A 17663-nucleotide genomic window follows, 5' to 3' on the forward strand; every position below is an offset into this window, starting at 1 on the left:
GAGCAGTGTGCCCCACCGAGACCGCCTCACACCGGGTCGAGCAGGTCCGGGGTGTCGTTGCGGACGTTGCCGACAGCGCGACCCACCTCGCGCGGGGTGAGCTGCGGCTCCGGGACGGCCTCCAGGAGTGCGCGCACCCGCGCAGGGTCGGTGGTGGCCGGGTCGAGCCAGGCACCCTGCAGCTCCGGCGGCAGCACCACGGGGCTCCGGTCGTGGATGTGGCCCAGGGTGTCCGCGGCCGTGGTGGTCAGCACGGTCACCGACCACACCCACTCCCCCGGCTCCTCGCCGTCGACGGCCCGCGGGCGCCACAGCTCGTAGAGCCCCGCGAAGGCCAGCACCCCGTCGCCGTGCAGGAAGTGCGGGACCTTGACCCCGTCCCGCGGCTCCCACTCGAAGTAGCCGGCCGCCGGGACCAGGCAGCGGCGCCGGGCGGCGGCGGCCTTGAACGACGGCTTCTCCGTGACGGTCTCGCTACGAGCGTTGATCAGCCGCGCGCCGCCCGTGAGGTCCTTGGCCCACGACGGCACCAGGCCCCAGCGGGCGCTGCGAAGCTGGCGCACCGGCGCCGCGTCCCGGGCACCGCGCGGGACGCGCTCGAGCACCGTGCGCACCGTCTGGGTGGGGGCGACGTTGTACGAGACCGGCAGCTCGTCGCCCACCGCCTCCACCACGGAGAACAGGTCGAGCAGGTCGGCGTCGGTCGCCGTGCTCGCGTACCGGCCACACATGGGTGCCCTCCTCGGTGCCGTCGATCCTCAGCGGGGTGTGACCTCGCCCATCTCGTTCCAGCCCTCCTGCGGGGCGTCGGTGTAGATGATGGCGGGCTTGGCCGTGACCTCGGCGCCCATCCACGCGATCGCCTTCTGGAAGTGGTCGGTGGCCACGTGCGCCTCGCCCGCCTCCTGGGACGCGAAGCCCTCGACGAGGACGAACGTGCTCGGCTCGTCCACGCTGCGGGACCACTCGAAGAACAGGTTGCCCTCCTCGGCCCGGACGTCACGGGTGAACTCCGCGACGAGGTCCAGCCACGCCTCGGCGCGCTCGGGGCGGACGGGGAACTTGACGACGATGAGGATCACGAGGGTCTCCTGGGGTGGTCGGGGCTACAGGGTGCGCAGGACGGGCAGGACGTCCTCGGAGAGCTGGGTCAGGAACCGGCGCTGGTCGTGGCCGGGGCCGTGGAAGACGAGGTGGTTGAGCCCGGCGTCGACGTAGGGCCGCACCTGCTCGAGGACCTGCTCGGGGCTCGAGGCCACGATCCACCGGCTGGTGACCTGCTCGATGGGCAGCTCGTCGGCCAAGCGCTCCATCTCCACCGCGGAGTCCACGGAGTGCTTCTGCTCCGGGGTCAGCGACAACGGCGCCCAGAACCGGCAGTTCTCCTTGGCCCGCTCGGGGTCGCGGTCGTAGGACAGCTTGATCTCGATCATCTTGTCGATGCCCGCGACGTCGCGACCCGCAGCGGCCGCCCCCTCGGCGACGGCCGGCAGCAGCTTCCCGGTGTAGAGGTCCATGCCCTTGCCGGAGGTGCAGATGAAGCCGTCACCGGCCCGACCCGCGTACTTCGCGACCACCGGTCCACCGGCCGCGATGTACACCGGGACCGGGGTCTCCGGCTTGTCGTAGACGGTGGCGGCGACGGTCCGGTAGAACTCGCCGTCGAAGGTGACCTCGTCCTCGGTCCACAGCTGTCGCATGAGGCGCACGGCCTCGCGCATCCGGCCGAAGCGGCCCTTGAAGTCCGGCCACTCGGCGCCGGTGACGGCCGTCTCGTTCAGCGCCTCACCCGTGCCCAGGCCGAGCATCACCCGCTCGGGGTACAGGCAGGCCATGGTCGCGAACGCCTGCGCGACCACCGCGGGGTTGTAGCGGAACGTCGCGGTCAGCACGCTGGTGCCCAGCTGCACCCGCGACGTGCGCTCCCCCACCGCCGCCATCCAGGCCAGCGAGAACGGGGCGTGCCCCCCGGTGTGCCGCCACGGCTGGAAGTGGTCGCTGACGACCACGCTGTCCAGGCCCACCTCCTCGGCCAGCACGGAGAACTCGACCAGGTCGCGCGGGGTGAACTGCTCCGCGGAGGCCTTGTAGCCCAGGGTCAGCGTCATGGGCCCAGTCAAGCAGGCTCGGAGCTCATCGACGACAGCGCCACGGCACCCGTGCCTCCCCTCGACCGCGTGAGCACGGACCCCAGCGACACCAGGACCATGCGTGAGCGGATGGAGGCCGGCGAGCTCTACCGGGCCCAGCTGCTCACCCCCGCGCACCCGGTGCTGTGGAGCCCCGCCGACAGGGGTGGGAGGTTGCCCGGCCGATCTCCATCGGGGACAACGTGAGGATCGGCGGTGGCGCGATCGTGCTGCCGGGCGTGACGATCGGTGACCACACCGTCGTGGGCTCGGGCTCGGGCTCGGGCTCGGGCGCGGTCGTGACCCGGGACCCGCCGGCCGACGTGGCGGCCGTGGCAACCCGGCGCGGGTGGTCCGGTCGGTCGAGCCCGGGGTGTGAGCTCCCTGCCGGCCTGCGTGCCGCTTCTGGGGCCTCCGTCGTGGGCGGACGAGGTGGCCTGTAAGCCGGATCCTGTGCCCGGTGCGAGCACCGGGTGGCGACCATCCATCTGGACGCACCGTCGCCGGGCGCCTCGAGCGGTCCACCCGCAGGCTCGGGCGAGCAGCCCTCGAGCACCTGCGCAGCCGCACCCTCACGGGTTCGACCTTTGACCTTGCTCCGGGTGGGGTTTACCGAGCCGCTCCGGTCACCCGGAGCGCTGGTGCGCTCTTGCCGCACCGTTTCACCCTTGCCAGGGCACGCCCTGGCGGTCTGTTCTCTGTGGCACTGTCCCGCGGGTCACCCCGGGTTGCTGTTGGCAACCACCCTGCTCTGTGGAGTCCGGACTTTCCTCGGCGTCCAGCCCGGCAGCACGTGCTGCTGGTCCTGGTCACCGCGGTCGCCCGGCCACCTCGTCCGCGGTGACAGCGTACCGCCCGCCGGAGCGCCCACCGCCGGCCACGGCCACGGCCACGGCCACGTGGAACCTCCTGGTCGCCTACGGCCGGTCCCACCGACCACGAGGTTCCACGTGGTCACCGCCGGCCGGTCCGGGGGCCCGACGGAAACCGGGACGGGAGCGGGTCCGCCCGACCGTCTCACCAGATGGAAGTATCGTCCCACTTGATGGACACCTAGGGCACAGTGCGAGCGGTGAACGCCGGTCCCGACCCCTACCGCTGGGTCGTCCTCGGCGCCGGCACCCTCGCCCAGGGTTCGACGGCCGCGCTCTTCCTCGGCCTCGCGTCGGTGACCCCCTTGCTGCGCACCGCCTACGACGTCGACGTCGCCGGGGTCGGCGCCCTCCTGGGAGCCGTCTCCGTCGGCATCCTGGCCACCCTGCTCCCGTGGGGGGTCCTGACCGACCGGGTGGGCGAGCGACCGGTGATGGTGACCGGCCTCGTGGGCACCGCCGCCACGCTGCTCGTGCTCCCCCTGGTGCGCACCGCCGTCCCGGCCGCGCTCCTGCTGGGTCTTGCCGGCGCGTTCGGGGCGAGCGTCAACGCGGCGAGCGGGCGGGCGGTGATGACGTGGTTCCCGGCCCGGGGGCGCGGCGTGGCCATGGGGGTCCGGCAGTCCGCCACACCGCTCGGTGCTGCGCTGGCCGCCGCGCTGCTGCCGGGACTCGGCGCGGCGCAGGGGCTCCCCGGCGTGTACCGCGCGCTCGCGGGGCTCGCGGGGGCGGCGGCCGTGGTCGTGCTGGTGGCCGTCCACGAACCGGCCGGGTCCACCCGCGTCGCGCGCACGCCCGTGAGCTCCGTGCTCCGGCACCGGCCGCTGTGGCGGCTGTCGCTGGCCGCGGGCCTGCTCGTGGTGCCGCAGTTCACCGTCGGCGCCCTGCTCGTGGAGTACCTGCACGACGACCGCGGACTCACGGTGGCGGTGGCCGCGGCGGTGCTGGCGGCCGGCCAGCTGGCCTCAGCGCTGGGCCGGCTGGGGATCGGCGCCTGGTCGGACCGCACGGGCAGCCGGGTGCGACCGCTCCGGGCGGTGGGAGTGGCGACCGCGGCGGCGTTCGCGCTCGTGGCGCTGGTCGACCTCACCCTGGACGTGCGCTCGGTGTGGCTGCTCGGCCCGCTGCTCGTCGTGGCGACCGTCCTGGCCACCTGTTGGAACGGCCTGGCCTTCACCCTGGCCGGCGAGATCGCACCGCCGGGCCAGGCCGCCGCGGCCATGAGCGTGGAGAACTCGGCCAACTACCTGGCGGCGGCGCTCACGCCCGTGACCCTGGGCGCGGTGGCCACAGGGCTCGGGTGGTGGGCCACCTTCGCCCTGGCCGGGCTCGCCGCCGCGGTCTCGGCCGTGCTGCTCCGGTCGGGGGGTGCGACCGCCGAGGTGCTGCGCGCCCACGTGGTCGACGCACCCGCCCGGTAGCGTCGCCGCTCGTGCCTGCCGTGTCGGAGATCCTGCTGCTCACGCTCGCCGGGCTGGTGGCCGGCGCGGTCAACGCCGTGGCCGGCGGGGGCTCGCTCATCGTCTTCCCCGCGCTGCTCGCCGCCGGGCTGTCCCCGCTCTCCGCGAACGTCACCAACTCCATCGCCCAGTGGCCGAGCTACGTGGGGGCCACCTACGGGCAGCGTTCCGACCTCGCCGGACAGGGACCGCGGCTGCGGCTGGTGGTCCCGGTGGCCGCGGCCGGCGGGCTGGTCGGTGCACTGCTGCTGCTGGTCCTGCCGTCCTCGGTGTTCGACGCGATCGTCCCCGTCCTCGTGCTCGCGGCGAGCGCGCTCATGGCCCTCTCGCCCCAGATCAAGCGCTGGACGGGCGAGCAGCGTCCCGGCGAGGGAGACCGCACCCCAGCCCTGGTCAGCGCCGTGTTCGTCTCCGCGGTGTACGGCGGCTACTTCGGCGGAGCGCTCGGGGTGATCCTCGTGTCCCTGCTCGCCATCACGGCCAACGACACCCTGCGCCGCAACAACGCGACCAAGGCCGTGCTCTCGCTGGCGGTCGCATCGGTGACGATCGTGGTGTTCGCGATCGGCGCGCCGGTCGAGTGGACCTACGTGCTCGCCGTCGCCCCCGCCACGCTGGTCGGCGGCTTCCTCGGCGCCAAGCTCGCGCAGCGGCTGAACGAGGCCGTGCTGCGCTGGTCGGTGGTGGTGCTGGGTCTCGCGGTCGGCGTGTACCTCCTGCTCCGGTGACCACCGTCGCGCTGCTGCTGCTGGGGGCGGTGCTCGCCTTCGCGATCGCCTCCCCGCGCGGGCTGCCCGAGGCCGTGGTGGCGGTGCCGGCGGCGCTCGCGGTGCTGGTCCTGGGCATCGTCACGCCGTCGGCCGCGCTGGAGGAGGTGCGGGCGCTGGGGCCCACCGTGGGCTTCCTCGCCGCCATCCTGGTGCTCGCCCACCTCGCTGATGCCCTGGGGGTGTTCCGATGGCTCGCCACGGTGCTGGGGCGGGGCTCGGGCGGTGACCCCCGACGACTGCTCGTCCTGGTCTTCGCCGCGGCCGCCCTGTGCACCGCCGTGCTCAACCTGGACGCCACGGTGGTGCTGCTGACCCCGGCGGTCCTCGCCACCGCGGTCGCCCTGCGCCTGCCGCCGCGACCGCACGCCTACGCGAGCGTCCACCTGGCCAACTCCGCCTCGCTGCTGCTGCCCGTCTCCAACCTGACGAACCTGCTGGCGCTGCAGGCGTCCGGGCTCACCTTCCTCGGCTTCACCGCGCTGATGGCGCTGCCCTGGGCCGTGGTGGTGGTCCTCGAGCTCGCCGTGTTCGCGGTGTTCTTCCGCCGCGACCTGCGCCGACCCGCCGAGCCCGTCGTCCCGGCCGCTGCCGAGCCGGCCCCCCGGACGGCACTGGTGGTGCTGGGGCTGACCCTGACGGGCTTCGCCGGCTCCGGGCTGGTGGGCGTGGAGCCGGTCTGGGTGGCCGTGGTGGGCGCGGCCGTGCTCGCGGTGCCGGCGATCAACGCCGGCGCGACGTCGCCGCGGCAGGTCCTCCGCGAGGCCTCCCTGCTGTTCGTGGTGTTCGTGCTGGCCCTGGGCGTGGTGGTCGCCGGGGTGACGTCGGGGCCCGTCGGGAGAGCCCTGGCCGACAGCCTGCCGAGCTCCACCTCGCTGCTCGCCCTGCTCGGGACGGCGACCCTGGCGGCGGTGCTCGCCAACGTCGTGAACAACCTGCCGGCGACGCTGGTGCTGCTGGCCGCGCTGGGGGGCGGGGCGCCGGCGGGGCTGGTGCTCGCCGTGCTGCTGGGGGTGAACATCGGACCGAACCTGACCTACGTCGGCTCGCTCGCCACCCTGCTGTGGCGCCGGGTGCTCCTCGCGCGCGGGCTGGCGCCGTCGGTGGGCACGTACACGAGGCTGGGCCTGATCACGGTGCCACTGACCCTGGTGGCCGCGGTGCTCGCGCTGTGGGTGGGGCTGCGCGTCGGTGGGGTGTGAGGTGGCTCAGCGGCGGGGCTGCTGGCCCTTGCGCTGCTTGTAGGCGTTGTAGGCCTTCTTCAGCAGGGGCAGGTACGCGATCAGCTTCCACATGGGCAGCAGCGTCGCACGAACCGGAGCCCGACCGCCCAACGGCACCGGGGTCGTGAGTGCTCGTGGGGTCCCCGTTCCAGAACGTCACGCACGGGGCAGGTGGCTCGTGTCGTTGACCAGCTTCACGCTCGCGCCGCCGTCGGAGTAGAAGTCGGCCGTGCTCACCGAGGCCAGGTCCAGGTGCAGCCGCCACAGGATCCCGGGACCGGAGTCCAGGGCGATCCGCAGCAACGTCTTGATCGGCGTCACGTGGCTCACCACCAGCACGGTCGTCCCGGGGTGCGCGGCGAGGACGTCGGCCCGCGCGCGGTCGACCCGGGCGTGCACGGCGTCAAAGCTCTCGCCGTCGGGCGGGGCGACCGCGGTGTCGCCGAGCCACCGCGAGTGCAGCGCGGGGTCGAGCGACCGGGCCTCGCTGAACGTCAGGCCCTCCCAGGCCCCGAAGTCGGTCTCGGTGAGCCCCTCGTGCACCTGCACCGGCAACCCGAGCGCGTCGGCCGCGGCCTGCGCCGTCTGCCGGGCCCGGCCCAGCGGCGAGCTGACCACGGCGCTGACCCCGGAGTGGGTGGCCATCCGTGCGGCGGCGGCCGCGGCCTGCTCGAGGCCCAGCGGCGTCAGCCCGGGGTTGCCACGGCCGGAGTAGCGACGCTCGACCGACAGCGCGGTCTGCCCGTGCCGCAGCAGCAGCATCCTCGTGGGCTCCCCCACCGGCGCGGTCCAGCCCGCCCCGAGCGCGGGCGCGGCGGCCTTCGGCGTCCCCCCGGCCTGGCGGTCCATCGCCTGGTTGGCGAGCCGGTCCGCGTGGGCGTTCTGCGCGCGGGGGATCCACTCGAGGCTGACACGGGCGAACCCGCGCACCAGCGCCTGCGCCTCTCGAGCCAGCGGCACCATGTCCGGGTGCTTGACCTTCCACCGGCCGCTGACCTGCTCGACGACGAGCTTGGAGTCCATCCGCACGTCGACCTCGTCGGCGCCGAGCTCGGCGGCCGCGGTCAGCCCGGCGATGAGCCCGCCGTACTCGGCGACGTTGTTGGTGGCGCGGCCGATGCCCTCGGCCCGTTCGGCCAGCACCTCGCTGCGGTCCGCGGAGAACACCACCGCGCCGTAGCCGGCCGGCCCGGGGTTGCCCCGGGAACCCCCGTCGGCCTCGACGACGACCCTCACGACGTCACCCCCGCCGGCGCGACTCGCACCGATGTCACCCCCGCCGGTGCGACTCGCACCGATGTCACCCCCGCCGGTGCGACGGTCACAGCCCGGACTCGGCCGTCCGCACCAGGATCGCTCCGCAGCTGTCGCAGCGCACCACCTCGTCGGCGGCGACCTTGGCGATGCGGGCGATCTCGTTGCGGTCGAGCTCCAGGCGGCACGCCCCGCAGCGACGGGCCTGCAGGAGCGCGGCCCCGGCGTCGCCCTTGGCCCGCTGGCGGTCGTAGGCGGCGAGCAGCTCGGCCGGGAACTGGCTGAGCAGAGCGGAACGATCAGCAGCACAGCGGGTGTCGGCGGAGTCCAGGTCGGCGATCGCATCGTCGCGGCGGCGCTGGGCGTCCACGACCTCGTCCTCGGTCTGGCTCAGCTGCGCCCCCGCGTGGTCGTGGTCGGCGGCCGAGGCCTCGCGCCGCTCCATCACCTCGAGCAGCTCGTCCTCCAGGACGCCCTGGCGGCGGGTCAGGCTCTCCAGCTCGTGCTGCAGGTCGGTCATCTGCTTGGCGTTGACCGCTCCCCCGGCCAGCAGGGCGCGGTCCTTGTCCTCCCGGCGGCGGACGTTCTCGACCTCGGTCTCGAGCTTGCGGATGTCGCGGTCGAGGTCGTCGAGCACCATCTCCACGGCCACGGCGGCGTCCTTGCGGGCCTGGCGGTCCACCTGCAGGCGCTCGAGCTCGGCGGACTCGGGGAGGGTGCGGCGGCGGTGCGCGGTGCGGGTGAGCTCGGCGTCGACGGCGGCCAGGTCGAGCAGCCGCTTCTGGACGGTGGGGTCGACGTTCACTCGGGAGGCCTCCAGCTGCTGTTCAGGGTGTGCCGCGCTCGTGGCCCGTCCCCAGCGTCCAGGGGTCGGTCCGCCGTGTGGAGACGCGGGCCGTCACCGTACCGCCGAGCGCGGCGGTGACCACCCGCGCAGCCTGCCCGCACCAGGGTTGCTCGCTGGCCCAGTGCGCCACGTCGACCAGCGCGGGGCCGCCGCCCCGCAGGTGCTCGTCGGCCGGGTGGTGACGCAGGTCGGCGGTGACGAAGGCGTCCACCCCGAGCCGGGCGACCGTGCCCAGCAGGGAGTCCCCCGACCCGCCGCACACCGCCACCGTGCGCACCAGGGCACCGGGATCACCGGCTGCGCGCACTCCCCACGCCGTGCTCGGCAGACCGGCGGCCACCCGGGAGGTGAAGGCGCGCAACGTCTCCGGGACGTCCAGCTCGCCCACCCGTCCCAGCCCGCGGGGACCGGGGCGGGGCGCGACCTCGAGCACGTCGTAGGCCGGCTCCTCGTAGGGGTGCGCGGCCACCAGCGCCGACACCAGCGCACGCCGCAGGCCGCGGGGGGCGAGCACCTGCACCTGCTCCTCGGCCACGTGCTCCAGGGCGCCGCGCGTGCCGATGGCCGGGTTGGCGCCCGGCCCGGGCCGGAACTGGCCGCGTCCGGCGACGGTGAACGCCGCCTCGGTGTACTCGCCCAGGGTGCCGGCGCCCGCCGCGAGCAGCGCCGCCCGCACCCGCTGCACGGCCGCTCCCGAGGGGACGGTGGTGACCACCTTGTCCCACCGGACCAGCTCGGGCTCCAGCGGGCCGAGCACCCGCAGGCCCAGTGCCTCGGCCAGGGCGTCGGACACCCCGGGGGCGGCCCGGTCGGCGTTCGTGTGGGCGGTGAACAGCGCACAGCCCCCGCGGACCAGCCGGTGCACCAGCGCGCCCTTGGGGGTGTCCGCCCCGACCCCGGTGACCCCGCGCAGCAGCAGCGGGTGGTGCACCACCAGCGCCTGCGCCCCCGTGCTCAGGGCCTCCTCGACGACCGCCTCGGTGGCATCCACGGCCACCAGCACCTGCCGCACGTAGTCGTTGGGGTCGCCGCAGACCAGACCGACGGCGTCCCAGTCCTCGGCGAGCTCGGGCGGATAGGCCTGCTCCAGCACGGAGACCAGGTCGGCGAGGGTGCTCATGCGGGCCAGGCTGCCAGCAGCGCGGCCACCTCCGCCGCACCCCGCACGGCGAGGCGGAGGTGGTCGGGGCCGAGACCGGGGAAGGTGTCGCCCCGGCGGACCGCGACACCGTTGCTGCGCAGCGCGTCCCGGACCCGCGCCCCGTCGGGCACCCGGAGCAGCAGGAAGGGTCCGGCCGCCCCCGGGTCCAGGCCCAGCGCGCGCTCCATGTGCTCCCGCTCCGCGGCGATCACCCCGGCCTCGGCCTGCGACCAGGCGACCGCGGCCGGCTCGGCGCACGCCGCCACGGCCTCCAGCTGCAGCGTGCCCAGCGGCCAGTGCGGGCGGCCGTGGGACAGCCGGGCGAGGACCTCCGGTGCCCCGAGGACGTAGCCCGCCCGGAGCCCCGCCAGGGCCCACGTCTTGGTCAGGCTGCGCAGCACGAGCACGTCCGGCAGCGCCTGCGCGGCCAGCGAGCCCGTCTCCCCCACCACCGCGTCGAGGAACGCCTCGTCCACCACGAGCAGGCGCCCCGGCCGGCGCAGCGCGTGCAGCGCGGCCTCCGGGTGCAGCACCGACGTGGGGTTGGTGGGATTGCCGAGCACCACGAGATCGGCGTCCTCGGGCACCAGTGCGGGATCCAGGACGTACGGCGCCGCCAGCACCACCCGGACCACCGGCACCCCAGCCTCGCGCAGCGCCAGCTCGGGCTCGGTGAACGAGGGGTGCACCACCGCGGCCAGCCGCGAGCCGAGCCGCGGCAGCAGCGCGAAGCCCTCCGCGGCGCCGGCGAGCAGCAGCACCTCCTCCGGCGTCCGGCCGTGCCGGGTGGCTACCGCGGTGCGCGCGGCGAGGTCCTCGAGCGCGCTCGGGTAGCGGCCCAGGTCGTCCAGGCGCGCGACGAGCCGGTCGCGCAGCCACTCCGGCGGTGCGGTGCCCCGGACGTTGACGGCGAAGTCGAGCAGCCCGGGGCCCGCGTCCACGTCACCGTGGTGACCGAGCTGCTCCAGTTGCGACCGGAGCTCCACGAGGACGCAGCGTAGGTGGCGGGCGGAGCAGGTGCACCGGCGATGCCCGGCCCGGGTGCGCGAGCGCGTCCGGGCCGGCGTTGGCCTACCGTGGAGGTGTGCGGCGACTGGGTGTCTTCCTGAAGCCGGGGTGGATCGCCCTGGCGCTGGTGGTGATCGGCTTCGCCTACGTCTGCTTCACCCAGCTCGCACCCTGGCAGCTGGGCAAGAACACCGCGACCGAGGCACGCAACGCCCTCATCACGGACTCCTTCTCCACCGAACCCGTCGCGCTGACCGACCTCGTGCGCCCGGGGCAGGTCCCGGCGGCCGACCAGGAGTGGCGGGTGGTCACGGTGAGCGGCAGCTACCTGCCCCAGGAGCAGGTGCTGGCCCGGCTGCGGTCGGTCAACGGCACCGCCGCGTACGAGGTGCTCACCCCGTTCCGGCTCCGCAGCGGCGAGACGGTGCTGGTGGACCGTGGCTTCGTCCGGCCCGTGGTCGGCACCGACGCCCCGCCCGTCGACCCGGCGCCGGTCGGCGAGGTGACGCTGCAGGCCCGGCTGCGTCTCGACGAGGGCGTGGACCCCACGCGCGCCACCCAGGACGTCAGCGGCTCGACCCAGGTCTACAGCGTGAACGCCGGTGTGGTGGGCGCGGTCGCCGGCACCACCATCTCGCCGGGCTACCTCCAGCTCGGCGACGGCGCACCCGGCGTGCTGGGCGTGCTCCCGCTGCCGCCGACCGACTCGGGGCCGTACCTGTCCTACGGGCTGCAGTGGCTCGCGTTCGGGATCATGGCCCCGCTCGCCCTGGCGTACTTCGTCCGGGCCGAGATCAAGGAGCGCCGGCGCGACGACGAGGACGCGGATCCCTCCACGACACCCGAGCGCGAGCTCGTCGGCGCCGCGAGCGGTGGACGGGCGCGCAGCAAGGAGCGCAACGCCGCCCTGCGCGACGCCCTCGCCGGGGAGTCGCCGCCCGTCGAGCCCGTGTCAGCGCCGACGGAGCCGGTGGAGAGCAGCGTGCAGGCCCGGATGAGCGACCGCTACGGCAAGCGCCGCTGAGACCAGCGCCGCCCCCGCCTGCACCGCGGTCGACAACCGCACGGCCCGCTCCAGGTCCGCGGGAACGGGGCCGCGACCGGAGCCCAGGCGTGGCCGCTGCTCCACCCGGTGCGGGTACACCGTCTCCCCGCCCAGCTGCACGCCGAGCGCACCCGCGGCCGCGGCCTCCACCACGCCCGCGTTCGGGCTCGGGTGTGCAGCCGCGTCCGCCCGCCACGCCGCCCGGGCCGCGCGGGGCGAGCCGCCGACCACCGGGGCGCACAGGACGGTGAGCACCCCGGCCACCCGGGCCGGCACCAGGTTCGCCACGTCGTCCAGACGCGCGGCCGCCCACCCGAAGCGGGTGTAGCGGTCGTTGCGGTAGCCGACCATCGCGTCGAGGGTGTTCACCGCGCGGTAGGCCAGCAGGCCCGGCACCCCTGCCACCGCACCCCACAGCAGGGGCGCCACGGTGGCGTCGGAGGTGTTCTCGGCCACCGACTCCAGCGCGGCCCGCGCCAGGCCGTCGGTACCCAGCGACGCGGGGTCCCGGCCGCACAGCGAGGGCAGCCTGCGCCGGGCTGCACCCAGGTCGGCCGCCCCCAGCTCCGCTGCCATCCCGCGCCCCTCGCGCACCAGCGACGTGCCGCCCAGCACCGCCCACGTCGCCGCCGCCGTGGCCAGCGTGGAGCGGGGCGGGGCCAGCGCACCCAGCGCCGCCGCCCCACCGACGAGCACCAGCACGTGCAGGGCCCCGGCCGACCGGGCGTCGGCGTAGGTCCGCCGCTCCAGCGCCGCGGCCACCGTGCCGAAACCCGCCACCGGGTGCCCGCGACGGGGATCACCCAGCGCACGGTCCACCGCCACTCCCAGGAGCAGCCCTGCCGCCCGGCTCACGGGTGTGGTGCTCCCCGGGTGGCGGTGAGCAGCGCCCCCGTCCCGCCCAGCGCGGTCAGCGCCGCACCGAACAGCGCCAGGTACCCGCCCAGCCCCAGGCCGAGGGTGAGGCCGAGATCGGCCTGCGGCGCCGTGGACGTGCCCAGCACCTTCACCACGGCGACCACCAGCAGCGCGACGGACGCCACCCCGGCCCCGGCGGTGACGGCCAGTACCGGGGTGCGCTCCCCCACCACCAGCCCCGCCAGCGCGGCGATGCCCGCCAGCACGCCCGCAGCGATGCCCACCAGCAGCACCGTGGTGGGCCAGTCCGACTCGACGGCGCGCACGCCGTCGGTGTCGGCCAGCACGGCGGTGAAGTCGCCGGTGGAGCTCAGCCCGGCCCCGCCGAGCTGGTCGCCGAAGGTCGGGTCGACGGTGAACGAGGCGTGCCCGCGTGCGCCCACGTCCATGGCGTAGCCGAGGTCCGCCGTCAGCGGGCTCGACGCCCACGCCACGAACGCCGACGTCCCCACGATCACCCCGCCGAGCAGCGCGAGCACGAGCGCGGCCGTGACTGCCACGCTGCGCGGTCGCAGGGCAGGGGGCCGCCGACCGCGCGGGCGCCCCTCGGGTCGACGTGGAGGAGGGGGCATTCCCCAGACGGTCCCAGGCCGGCGCCTCCGGGGCCAGTCCCGCCGCGCGGTCCGCACCGGCATCTACCCCCGGGCCGCCCCGGGCTCGGGACGGACCGGGTCTCCCCCACCGCCGCCCACCAGCGCGGAGCACGTCACACGGGTGGTCCACCGGGCGGCCGCCCGTCCCCGGCGAGGCCGTGACGTCGACGCCGTGGGCGGGCTCGCGAACGTGGGCCGGCGCGCCGTGGCGGTGCTCGGCGCGACAACCGTCACAGCACGTCGACCCCGGCGAGGAGGTCGGGCCCGGGCGCCGAACCGGTCTGAACCCCCACCTGCGCCTCCATCAGCGCCTCGGTCAGCAGGCCCACCAGCGCCTCCAGCTGGACGTCCACCGACGAGCCGACCTCCTCCTCGGACCCGTCCAGCGCCCGGGCGGCCAGCCCGGCCTTGCTGTCGATCAGTGCGGCGATCCGGGCGTCGATGGTCTGGGCGGCGATGATCCGCCAGGCGGTGACGGGCTCGGTCTGCCCGATGCGGTGGCAGCGGTCGATGGCCTGGGTCTGCTCCGCCGCCGTCCAGGAGAGCTCGGCCAGCACGATGTCGGAGGCCACCTGGAGGTTCAGGCCCACCCCCGCCGCGGTGAGCGAGCAGACCGCCACGGCCACCTCGGGGTCACCCACGAACGCATCGATGTTCGCCTGCCGGACGGTGGGGGTCTGGTCGCCGCGGATCGAGGAGAAGCGGACCCCGAGCCGCGTGAAGGTCTCCTCGGCGGCGTCCATCACGTCGACGTGCTTGGCGAAGAACACGACCTTGCCGGCGCTGCGGGCGAGCTGGGCGGCGTAGTCCGCCGCGAGCCCGGCCTTGGCCCGGCCGATGTGGCGCATCATCGTGAACACGTTCTCGCCGGCCTTGGACGAGCTCGCGTCCTTCTGCTCCCACCGGGCCACCTGGCGGACCAGCCCGTGGTCGACGCCCTCGACGACGACCCCGGACGTGCGGTTCGCCAGCGCCGTCTCGTACCGGGTGACCATCCGACGGGCGAGGTCGCGCTCGGCGGCACGGAGGGAGCGCCCGGCCCGCTCGTCGAGCTCCACCGGCAGGTCGGCCACCCGGCGGGCGGGGATGTCGGCGGCGACGTCGACCTTGCGGCGCCGGACGATGCCGAGGTCGATGACGCTCTGCCGGGCCGCGAAGTAGAAGCCCTGGTCGGCCGGGCTGAGCCCGTCGTCCTCCAGGGAGTCCATGAGCTCGTCGAGCGGCTTGGTCTCGTCGATCCAGCCCAGGAAGCGCCAGATCGCGCGGAAGTCGTCGATGTCGTTGATCAGCGGGGTCCCGGTGAGGGCCATGAGCAGCGGCGCCGGTCCCCGGGAGCGGATGCGCGCGGAGAGCTCCAGGACGTGCCGGGAGCGCTGGGAGGCGGTGTTCTTGATGAAGTGCGCCTCGTCGACCACCATGCCCCGGAAGCCGAAGTCCCCGATCCACCCGACGTGGCGGTCGAGCACCTCGTAGTTGACCACCACCACGTCGGCGAAGCCGTCGATGCTCTCGCCGTCGCCGTGGATCACCGTCGCGCCGCGGTGCGGGATCCAGCGGGCGGCCTCGCGGGCCCAGTTCGTCTTGACCACGTTCGGGACCACGACGAGCAGCGGGTAGGCCCCCGCCACCTCCGCGGCCAGCAGCGCCTGCGCGGTCTTGCCCAGCCCCGGCTCGTCGGCGAGCAGGAACGTGCGGTGGCCGTCGGCCGCGGCGCCCACCAGCTGTGCCTGGTGGGGCATCAGCTGGTGGCCGGCGGGCACCCGCACCGACGACGGGGCCGGCAGCTCCATGCAGGCCGGCGCACCACCCCCGGCCCGCTCGAACGACCGCAGCAGCGGTTCGAGCAGCTCCCAGCCGGCCAGCCGGTGGGGCCGCGCGGGCTCGTCCCGCACGGCCGAGTAGTCCGGGGCCAGGAAGGGGTTGGCGAGCTGGCGGGAGACCACCGACTGCGGCACCACCCGTCGCTCGGGGGCGGGCGCCGGCGCCGTGACCGCGACGGCCTCGGCGGGTGCCACCTCGACCGCGGCGGGCTCGACGCCACCGGTGCGGAACATGTCCCGGGCCAGGGAGCGGGCGGCCTCGGAGACCACCGCGTCGGCGGCGAGCAGCGCGAGCAGGCGGGGGTCGCGGACGGCGGTCCTGGCCAGGGTGGTGGCCAGCCCGTCGAGCCGCTGGAGCTGGGCGGCGCTGCCGGTGCCGTCGGCCCTGATCCGCGCGTGCTGCTCGCGGGCGAGGAGCGCGGCGGCCTGGAACTCGGTGCGCACCGCTGGAGTCACCCGCCCGCCCGCTACGGCGCCCTCGATCCGGCGCACGGCTCTGGCCAGCACCGAGATCACGTCCTGGCTGCCCCGCACGGGCCCCTGCGTGCGGGGACCACCCCGCGTCCGTCGACCTGTTCTACCCACGTACCCCTGCTTCGCCGGGCCGCCCGGGGCGGCGCCTGTGGTCCCGGTGCCGCGGAGCAGCACCTTCTCCTGCCGGTGCGGCTCAGCCGCACCCGTCGTCCCGGTGCCGCGGAGCAGCACCCGTCGTGCCGGTGCCGCGGAGCAGCACCCGTCGTGCCGGTGGCACCGATCCGGGCCCGGGGGCCGGGGGTGTTCTCCCGTCCCGGCAGGCGGTCGGCCTCGGGACGGGGGCGCTGGTTCTCCGACCGTGCTCGCGAGACCGCCGTGGGCCGAGACGCGATCACCGCCCGCGCTACCGACAGGCCGAGGATAGCCTGCCCGGCGCCGGCTCCGCTGCTCGGCCCTCTCGCGGGCTCGGCCGGGTGTGCCCACGACCCAGGCACTCCGCGACGTCCTTGCCCTCCGGCGCGGGGTTCCGTGCGCCGGCCGTGCTCCGTGGCTGGAGCGGGTGGGGCCGTCTGGATGGGCTTCGTCGAGCGCGGTCAGCTCGAGCGGTCCGACCTGGCCTCGTCACCGATCGGCTGCAGCACGGCGAGGATCTCGCCGATCTGGTGGTCGTGCTCGAGGGGGTGCCGCATCTGCAGCTCGGGGTGCAGCCGGTAGCGGTTGCGCCGGCCCTCGCGCACCACGTCGAGGTACCCGGCCTCCACCAGGTCGGCGACGATCCGCTGTGCGGCGCGCTCGGTGATCCCGATCAGCTCGGCAAGGTTGCGGTGCCGCACCCCGACGGCTCGGCGCTGGAGACGATCCTCACCGCACCGATGGTCGTCGCGCAGTGGATCAGCTGCCAGTACTACTTCTCCACCGTCGCCCCGGACGTGTTCGGAGCGGGCACCAAGACCATCCACAACGTCCTCGGCGGGGTCGGTGTCCTCGCCGGGCACGACGGTGACCTCCAGCTCGGCCTGCCCTGGCAGTCCGTCGCCCACGGCGACCGCCTCGTCCACGAGCCGATGCGGTTGTTCACCGTGGTCCAGGCGCCGCTGTCGATGGTGCAGTCGGTCATCGACCGGAACCCGGTGCTCGCCCGGCTGTTCGGCAACGAGTGGGTCGCCCTCGCCGCACGCGAGGACGCCGAGGCGCCCTGGCAGCGGTGGACCCCCGGAGGGTGGCGCCCGTGGGCCGGCCCCGTCGACACCACCTCAGCCACACCCGCCACTGCCACCGCCGCGGGCCCCGGACCCTCCGGGGCCACCCCGCACCACGCCCCCGAGGAGACCCCGTGAACCGCGACCACCTGGCCCGGATGACCAAGATCGAGGTGGTGGTGACCGGCTCGGACGCGGCAGCGGTCCGCGACCTCTGCGCCTCCGCGGGCGCCACCGGGTTCACCAGCCTGTCCGGGGTGTCCGGTCTCGGCCACCACGGCTACCACCAGGGACGGCTGCTGTTCAACCAGCAGGCCACCCTCGAGCTGATCATCACCGTGGTCCCCGACGACCTCGCCGAGACCCTCCTCGCTGGTCTGCGCCCGCTGCTCGACTCCTCCTCGGGGGTCCTGTTCGTCACCGACACCTGGGTCAGCCGACCCGAGTACTTCACCTGACCCGCGGCCCCGAACCCGGAGGTCCCCCGTGCTCACCGACAAGCGGTGGGCTCCGCCCCCCGCACCAGTGCCGTCACCTCCGCAGGGCTGGCCTGCGTGGTGCGTGACCTCGCTCCGCCCTGGGGTGGTGCGCTGCTGGGCCTGGACTTCGGTGCAGCCCGCGGGCTGTCGACGGGATCACCACGACCTGGACGAGCGGCTGACCCCGGCCGCGCGCGAACACCTGGAGCTCCACCCCCACCTCGTGCCGCCCACGTCCCCGCACAACCACCCCGGACTGCACCTCCCGCACGCCCCAGCCGCGGTCCAGCCGGTGCCACCCCGGTAGGTCCGCAACCGCAGCACATCCGTTGCACCAGGCCCGCGGCCCCCTGCACCCGCGCTGAGCGCACCCGCACCCCGCTGGTGGCGGTGGTGGGCATCGTGCCGGGCGTGCCCGGTCCTGCGGTGCGGGC

Annotated in this window: 19 protein-coding genes and 1 other RNA gene; 7 read left to right on the forward strand and 13 right to left on the reverse strand. The window is 75.1% G+C overall.

Annotation, left to right across the window (positions count from 1 at the left end):
- Positions 1-26: 26 nt before the first annotated feature.
- The 3 genes from RHODO2019_RS10320 to fgd are packed head-to-tail and all read right to left on the reverse strand — an operon-like array spanning position 27 to position 2108.
- The gene (locus tag RHODO2019_RS10320; RefSeq protein WP_265381719.1) at positions 27-731 is read right to left on the reverse strand and encodes an SOS response-associated peptidase; all 705 of its coding nucleotides are present in this window, start codon (positions 729-731) and stop codon (positions 27-29) included.
- A gap of 27 nt (positions 732-758) precedes the next feature.
- A complete protein-coding gene (locus RHODO2019_RS10325; RefSeq protein ID WP_265381720.1) occupies positions 759-1082 on the reverse strand; it encodes a putative quinol monooxygenase in 324 nt (107 codons plus the stop codon).
- A gap of 24 nt (positions 1083-1106) precedes the next feature.
- The gene (fgd, locus tag RHODO2019_RS10330) at positions 1107-2108 is read right to left on the reverse strand and encodes a glucose-6-phosphate dehydrogenase (coenzyme-F420) (RefSeq protein WP_265381721.1); all 1002 of its coding nucleotides are present in this window, start codon (positions 2106-2108) and stop codon (positions 1107-1109) included.
- 69 nt (positions 2109-2177) lie between these two features.
- Here fgd and RHODO2019_RS19335 point away from each other — a divergent pair, with 69 nt between their 5' ends.
- A complete protein-coding gene (locus RHODO2019_RS19335; RefSeq protein ID WP_265381722.1) occupies positions 2178-2336 on the forward strand; it encodes a hypothetical protein in 159 nt (52 codons plus the stop codon).
- Positions 2337-2553: 217 nt separating this feature from the next.
- On the opposite strand, the gene rnpB is transcribed toward RHODO2019_RS19335, so the two are convergent.
- An RNA gene (gene rnpB, locus RHODO2019_RS10345) (RNase P RNA component class A) lies at positions 2554-2963 on the reverse strand.
- A 238-nt stretch (positions 2964-3201) separates the two neighbouring features.
- On the opposite strand from rnpB, the gene RHODO2019_RS10350 reads away from it, so the two are divergent.
- The 3 genes from RHODO2019_RS10350 to RHODO2019_RS10360 are packed head-to-tail and all read left to right on the forward strand — an operon-like array spanning position 3202 to position 6430.
- Positions 3202-4422 carry an MFS transporter gene (locus RHODO2019_RS10350; RefSeq protein ID WP_265381723.1) on the forward strand — a complete coding sequence of 407 codons (1221 nt, stop codon included), beginning with the start codon at positions 3202-3204 and terminating at the stop codon, positions 4420-4422.
- An 11-nt stretch (positions 4423-4433) separates the two neighbouring features.
- The gene (locus tag RHODO2019_RS10355) at positions 4434-5189 is read left to right on the forward strand and encodes a sulfite exporter TauE/SafE family protein (protein WP_265381724.1); all 756 of its coding nucleotides are present in this window, start codon (positions 4434-4436) and stop codon (positions 5187-5189) included.
- On the forward strand, positions 5186-6430 hold the full coding sequence (locus RHODO2019_RS10360) for an ArsB/NhaD family transporter (RefSeq protein WP_265381725.1): 1245 nt from the start codon (positions 5186-5188) through the stop codon (positions 6428-6430). The genes RHODO2019_RS10355 and RHODO2019_RS10360 overlap by 4 nt, the downstream gene beginning before the upstream one ends.
- Positions 6431-6436: 6 nt before the next feature.
- Here the strand turns inward: RHODO2019_RS10360 and RHODO2019_RS10365 are convergent, their stop codons facing one another.
- The 5 genes from RHODO2019_RS10365 to cobC all read right to left on the reverse strand — a co-directional run bounded on the left by RHODO2019_RS10365 (position 6437) and on the right by cobC (position 10679).
- Positions 6437-6568 carry a hypothetical protein gene (locus RHODO2019_RS10365; RefSeq protein WP_265381726.1) on the reverse strand — a complete coding sequence of 44 codons (132 nt, stop codon included), beginning with the start codon at positions 6566-6568 and terminating at the stop codon, positions 6437-6439.
- A 39-nt stretch (positions 6569-6607) separates the two neighbouring features.
- Positions 6608-7687 carry a bifunctional RNase H/acid phosphatase gene (locus RHODO2019_RS10370; protein ID WP_265381727.1) on the reverse strand — a complete coding sequence of 360 codons (1080 nt, stop codon included), beginning with the start codon at positions 7685-7687 and terminating at the stop codon, positions 6608-6610.
- 85 nt (positions 7688-7772) lie between these two features.
- Positions 7773-8510 carry a zinc ribbon domain-containing protein gene (locus RHODO2019_RS10375; protein ID WP_265381728.1) on the reverse strand — a complete coding sequence of 246 codons (738 nt, stop codon included), beginning with the start codon at positions 8508-8510 and terminating at the stop codon, positions 7773-7775.
- A 22-nt stretch (positions 8511-8532) separates the two neighbouring features.
- Entirely contained in the window at positions 8533-9672 is a 1140-nt protein-coding gene (locus RHODO2019_RS10380) for a Nif3-like dinuclear metal center hexameric protein (protein ID WP_265381729.1), read from the reverse strand.
- Positions 9669-10679: an Rv2231c family histidinol phosphate aminotransferase CobC gene (gene cobC / locus RHODO2019_RS10385; protein ID WP_265381730.1), complete on the reverse strand. Its 1011-nt coding sequence runs from the start codon at positions 10677-10679 to the stop codon at positions 9669-9671. Before cobC ends, RHODO2019_RS10380 begins: the two co-directional genes overlap by 4 nt.
- A 98-nt stretch (positions 10680-10777) precedes the next feature.
- Here cobC and RHODO2019_RS10390 point away from each other — a divergent pair, with 98 nt between their 5' ends.
- Positions 10778-11725, forward strand: a complete 948-nt coding sequence (locus RHODO2019_RS10390; protein ID WP_265381731.1) for an SURF1 family cytochrome oxidase biogenesis protein — start codon at positions 10778-10780, stop codon at positions 11723-11725.
- Here the strand turns inward: RHODO2019_RS10390 and RHODO2019_RS10395 are convergent.
- From RHODO2019_RS10395 to RHODO2019_RS10410, 4 genes are all read right to left on the reverse strand, one after another.
- On the reverse strand, positions 11654-12601 hold the full coding sequence (locus RHODO2019_RS10395; protein ID WP_265381732.1) for a cobalamin biosynthesis protein: 948 nt from the start codon (positions 12599-12601) through the stop codon (positions 11654-11656). The genes RHODO2019_RS10390 and RHODO2019_RS10395 overlap by 72 nt on opposite strands.
- Positions 12598-13164: a hypothetical protein gene (locus RHODO2019_RS10400; protein WP_265381733.1), complete on the reverse strand. Its 567-nt coding sequence runs from the start codon at positions 13162-13164 to the stop codon at positions 12598-12600. The genes RHODO2019_RS10395 and RHODO2019_RS10400 overlap by 4 nt, the downstream gene beginning before the upstream one ends.
- Positions 13165-13487: 323 nt before the next feature.
- Positions 13488-15611, reverse strand: coding sequence for a DEAD/DEAH box helicase (locus RHODO2019_RS10405; RefSeq protein WP_265381734.1), 2124 nt, complete (start codon positions 15609-15611; stop codon positions 13488-13490).
- Between the two features lie 533 nt (positions 15612-16144).
- Positions 16145-16384, reverse strand: coding sequence for a helix-turn-helix transcriptional regulator (locus tag RHODO2019_RS10410; protein WP_265381735.1), 240 nt, complete (start codon positions 16382-16384; stop codon positions 16145-16147).
- Between RHODO2019_RS10410 and RHODO2019_RS10415 the strand changes: the two genes are divergently transcribed.
- Positions 16376-16888: a putative inorganic carbon transporter subunit DabA gene (locus RHODO2019_RS10415; RefSeq protein ID WP_265381736.1), complete on the forward strand. Its 513-nt coding sequence runs from the start codon at positions 16376-16378 to the stop codon at positions 16886-16888. The two genes, RHODO2019_RS10410 and RHODO2019_RS10415, sit on opposite strands and share 9 nt — an antisense overlap.
- Positions 16885-17208: a P-II family nitrogen regulator gene (locus RHODO2019_RS10420; protein WP_265381737.1), complete on the forward strand. Its 324-nt coding sequence runs from the start codon at positions 16885-16887 to the stop codon at positions 17206-17208. The genes RHODO2019_RS10415 and RHODO2019_RS10420 overlap by 4 nt, the downstream gene beginning before the upstream one ends.
- The last annotated feature ends 455 nt before the right edge of the window (positions 17209-17663 follow it).

It is taken from the genome of Rhodococcus antarcticus (genome assembly GCF_026153295.1).
GTDB classification, from domain to species: Bacteria; Actinomycetota; Actinomycetes; order Mycobacteriales; family Mycobacteriaceae; genus Rhodococcus_D; species Rhodococcus_D antarcticus.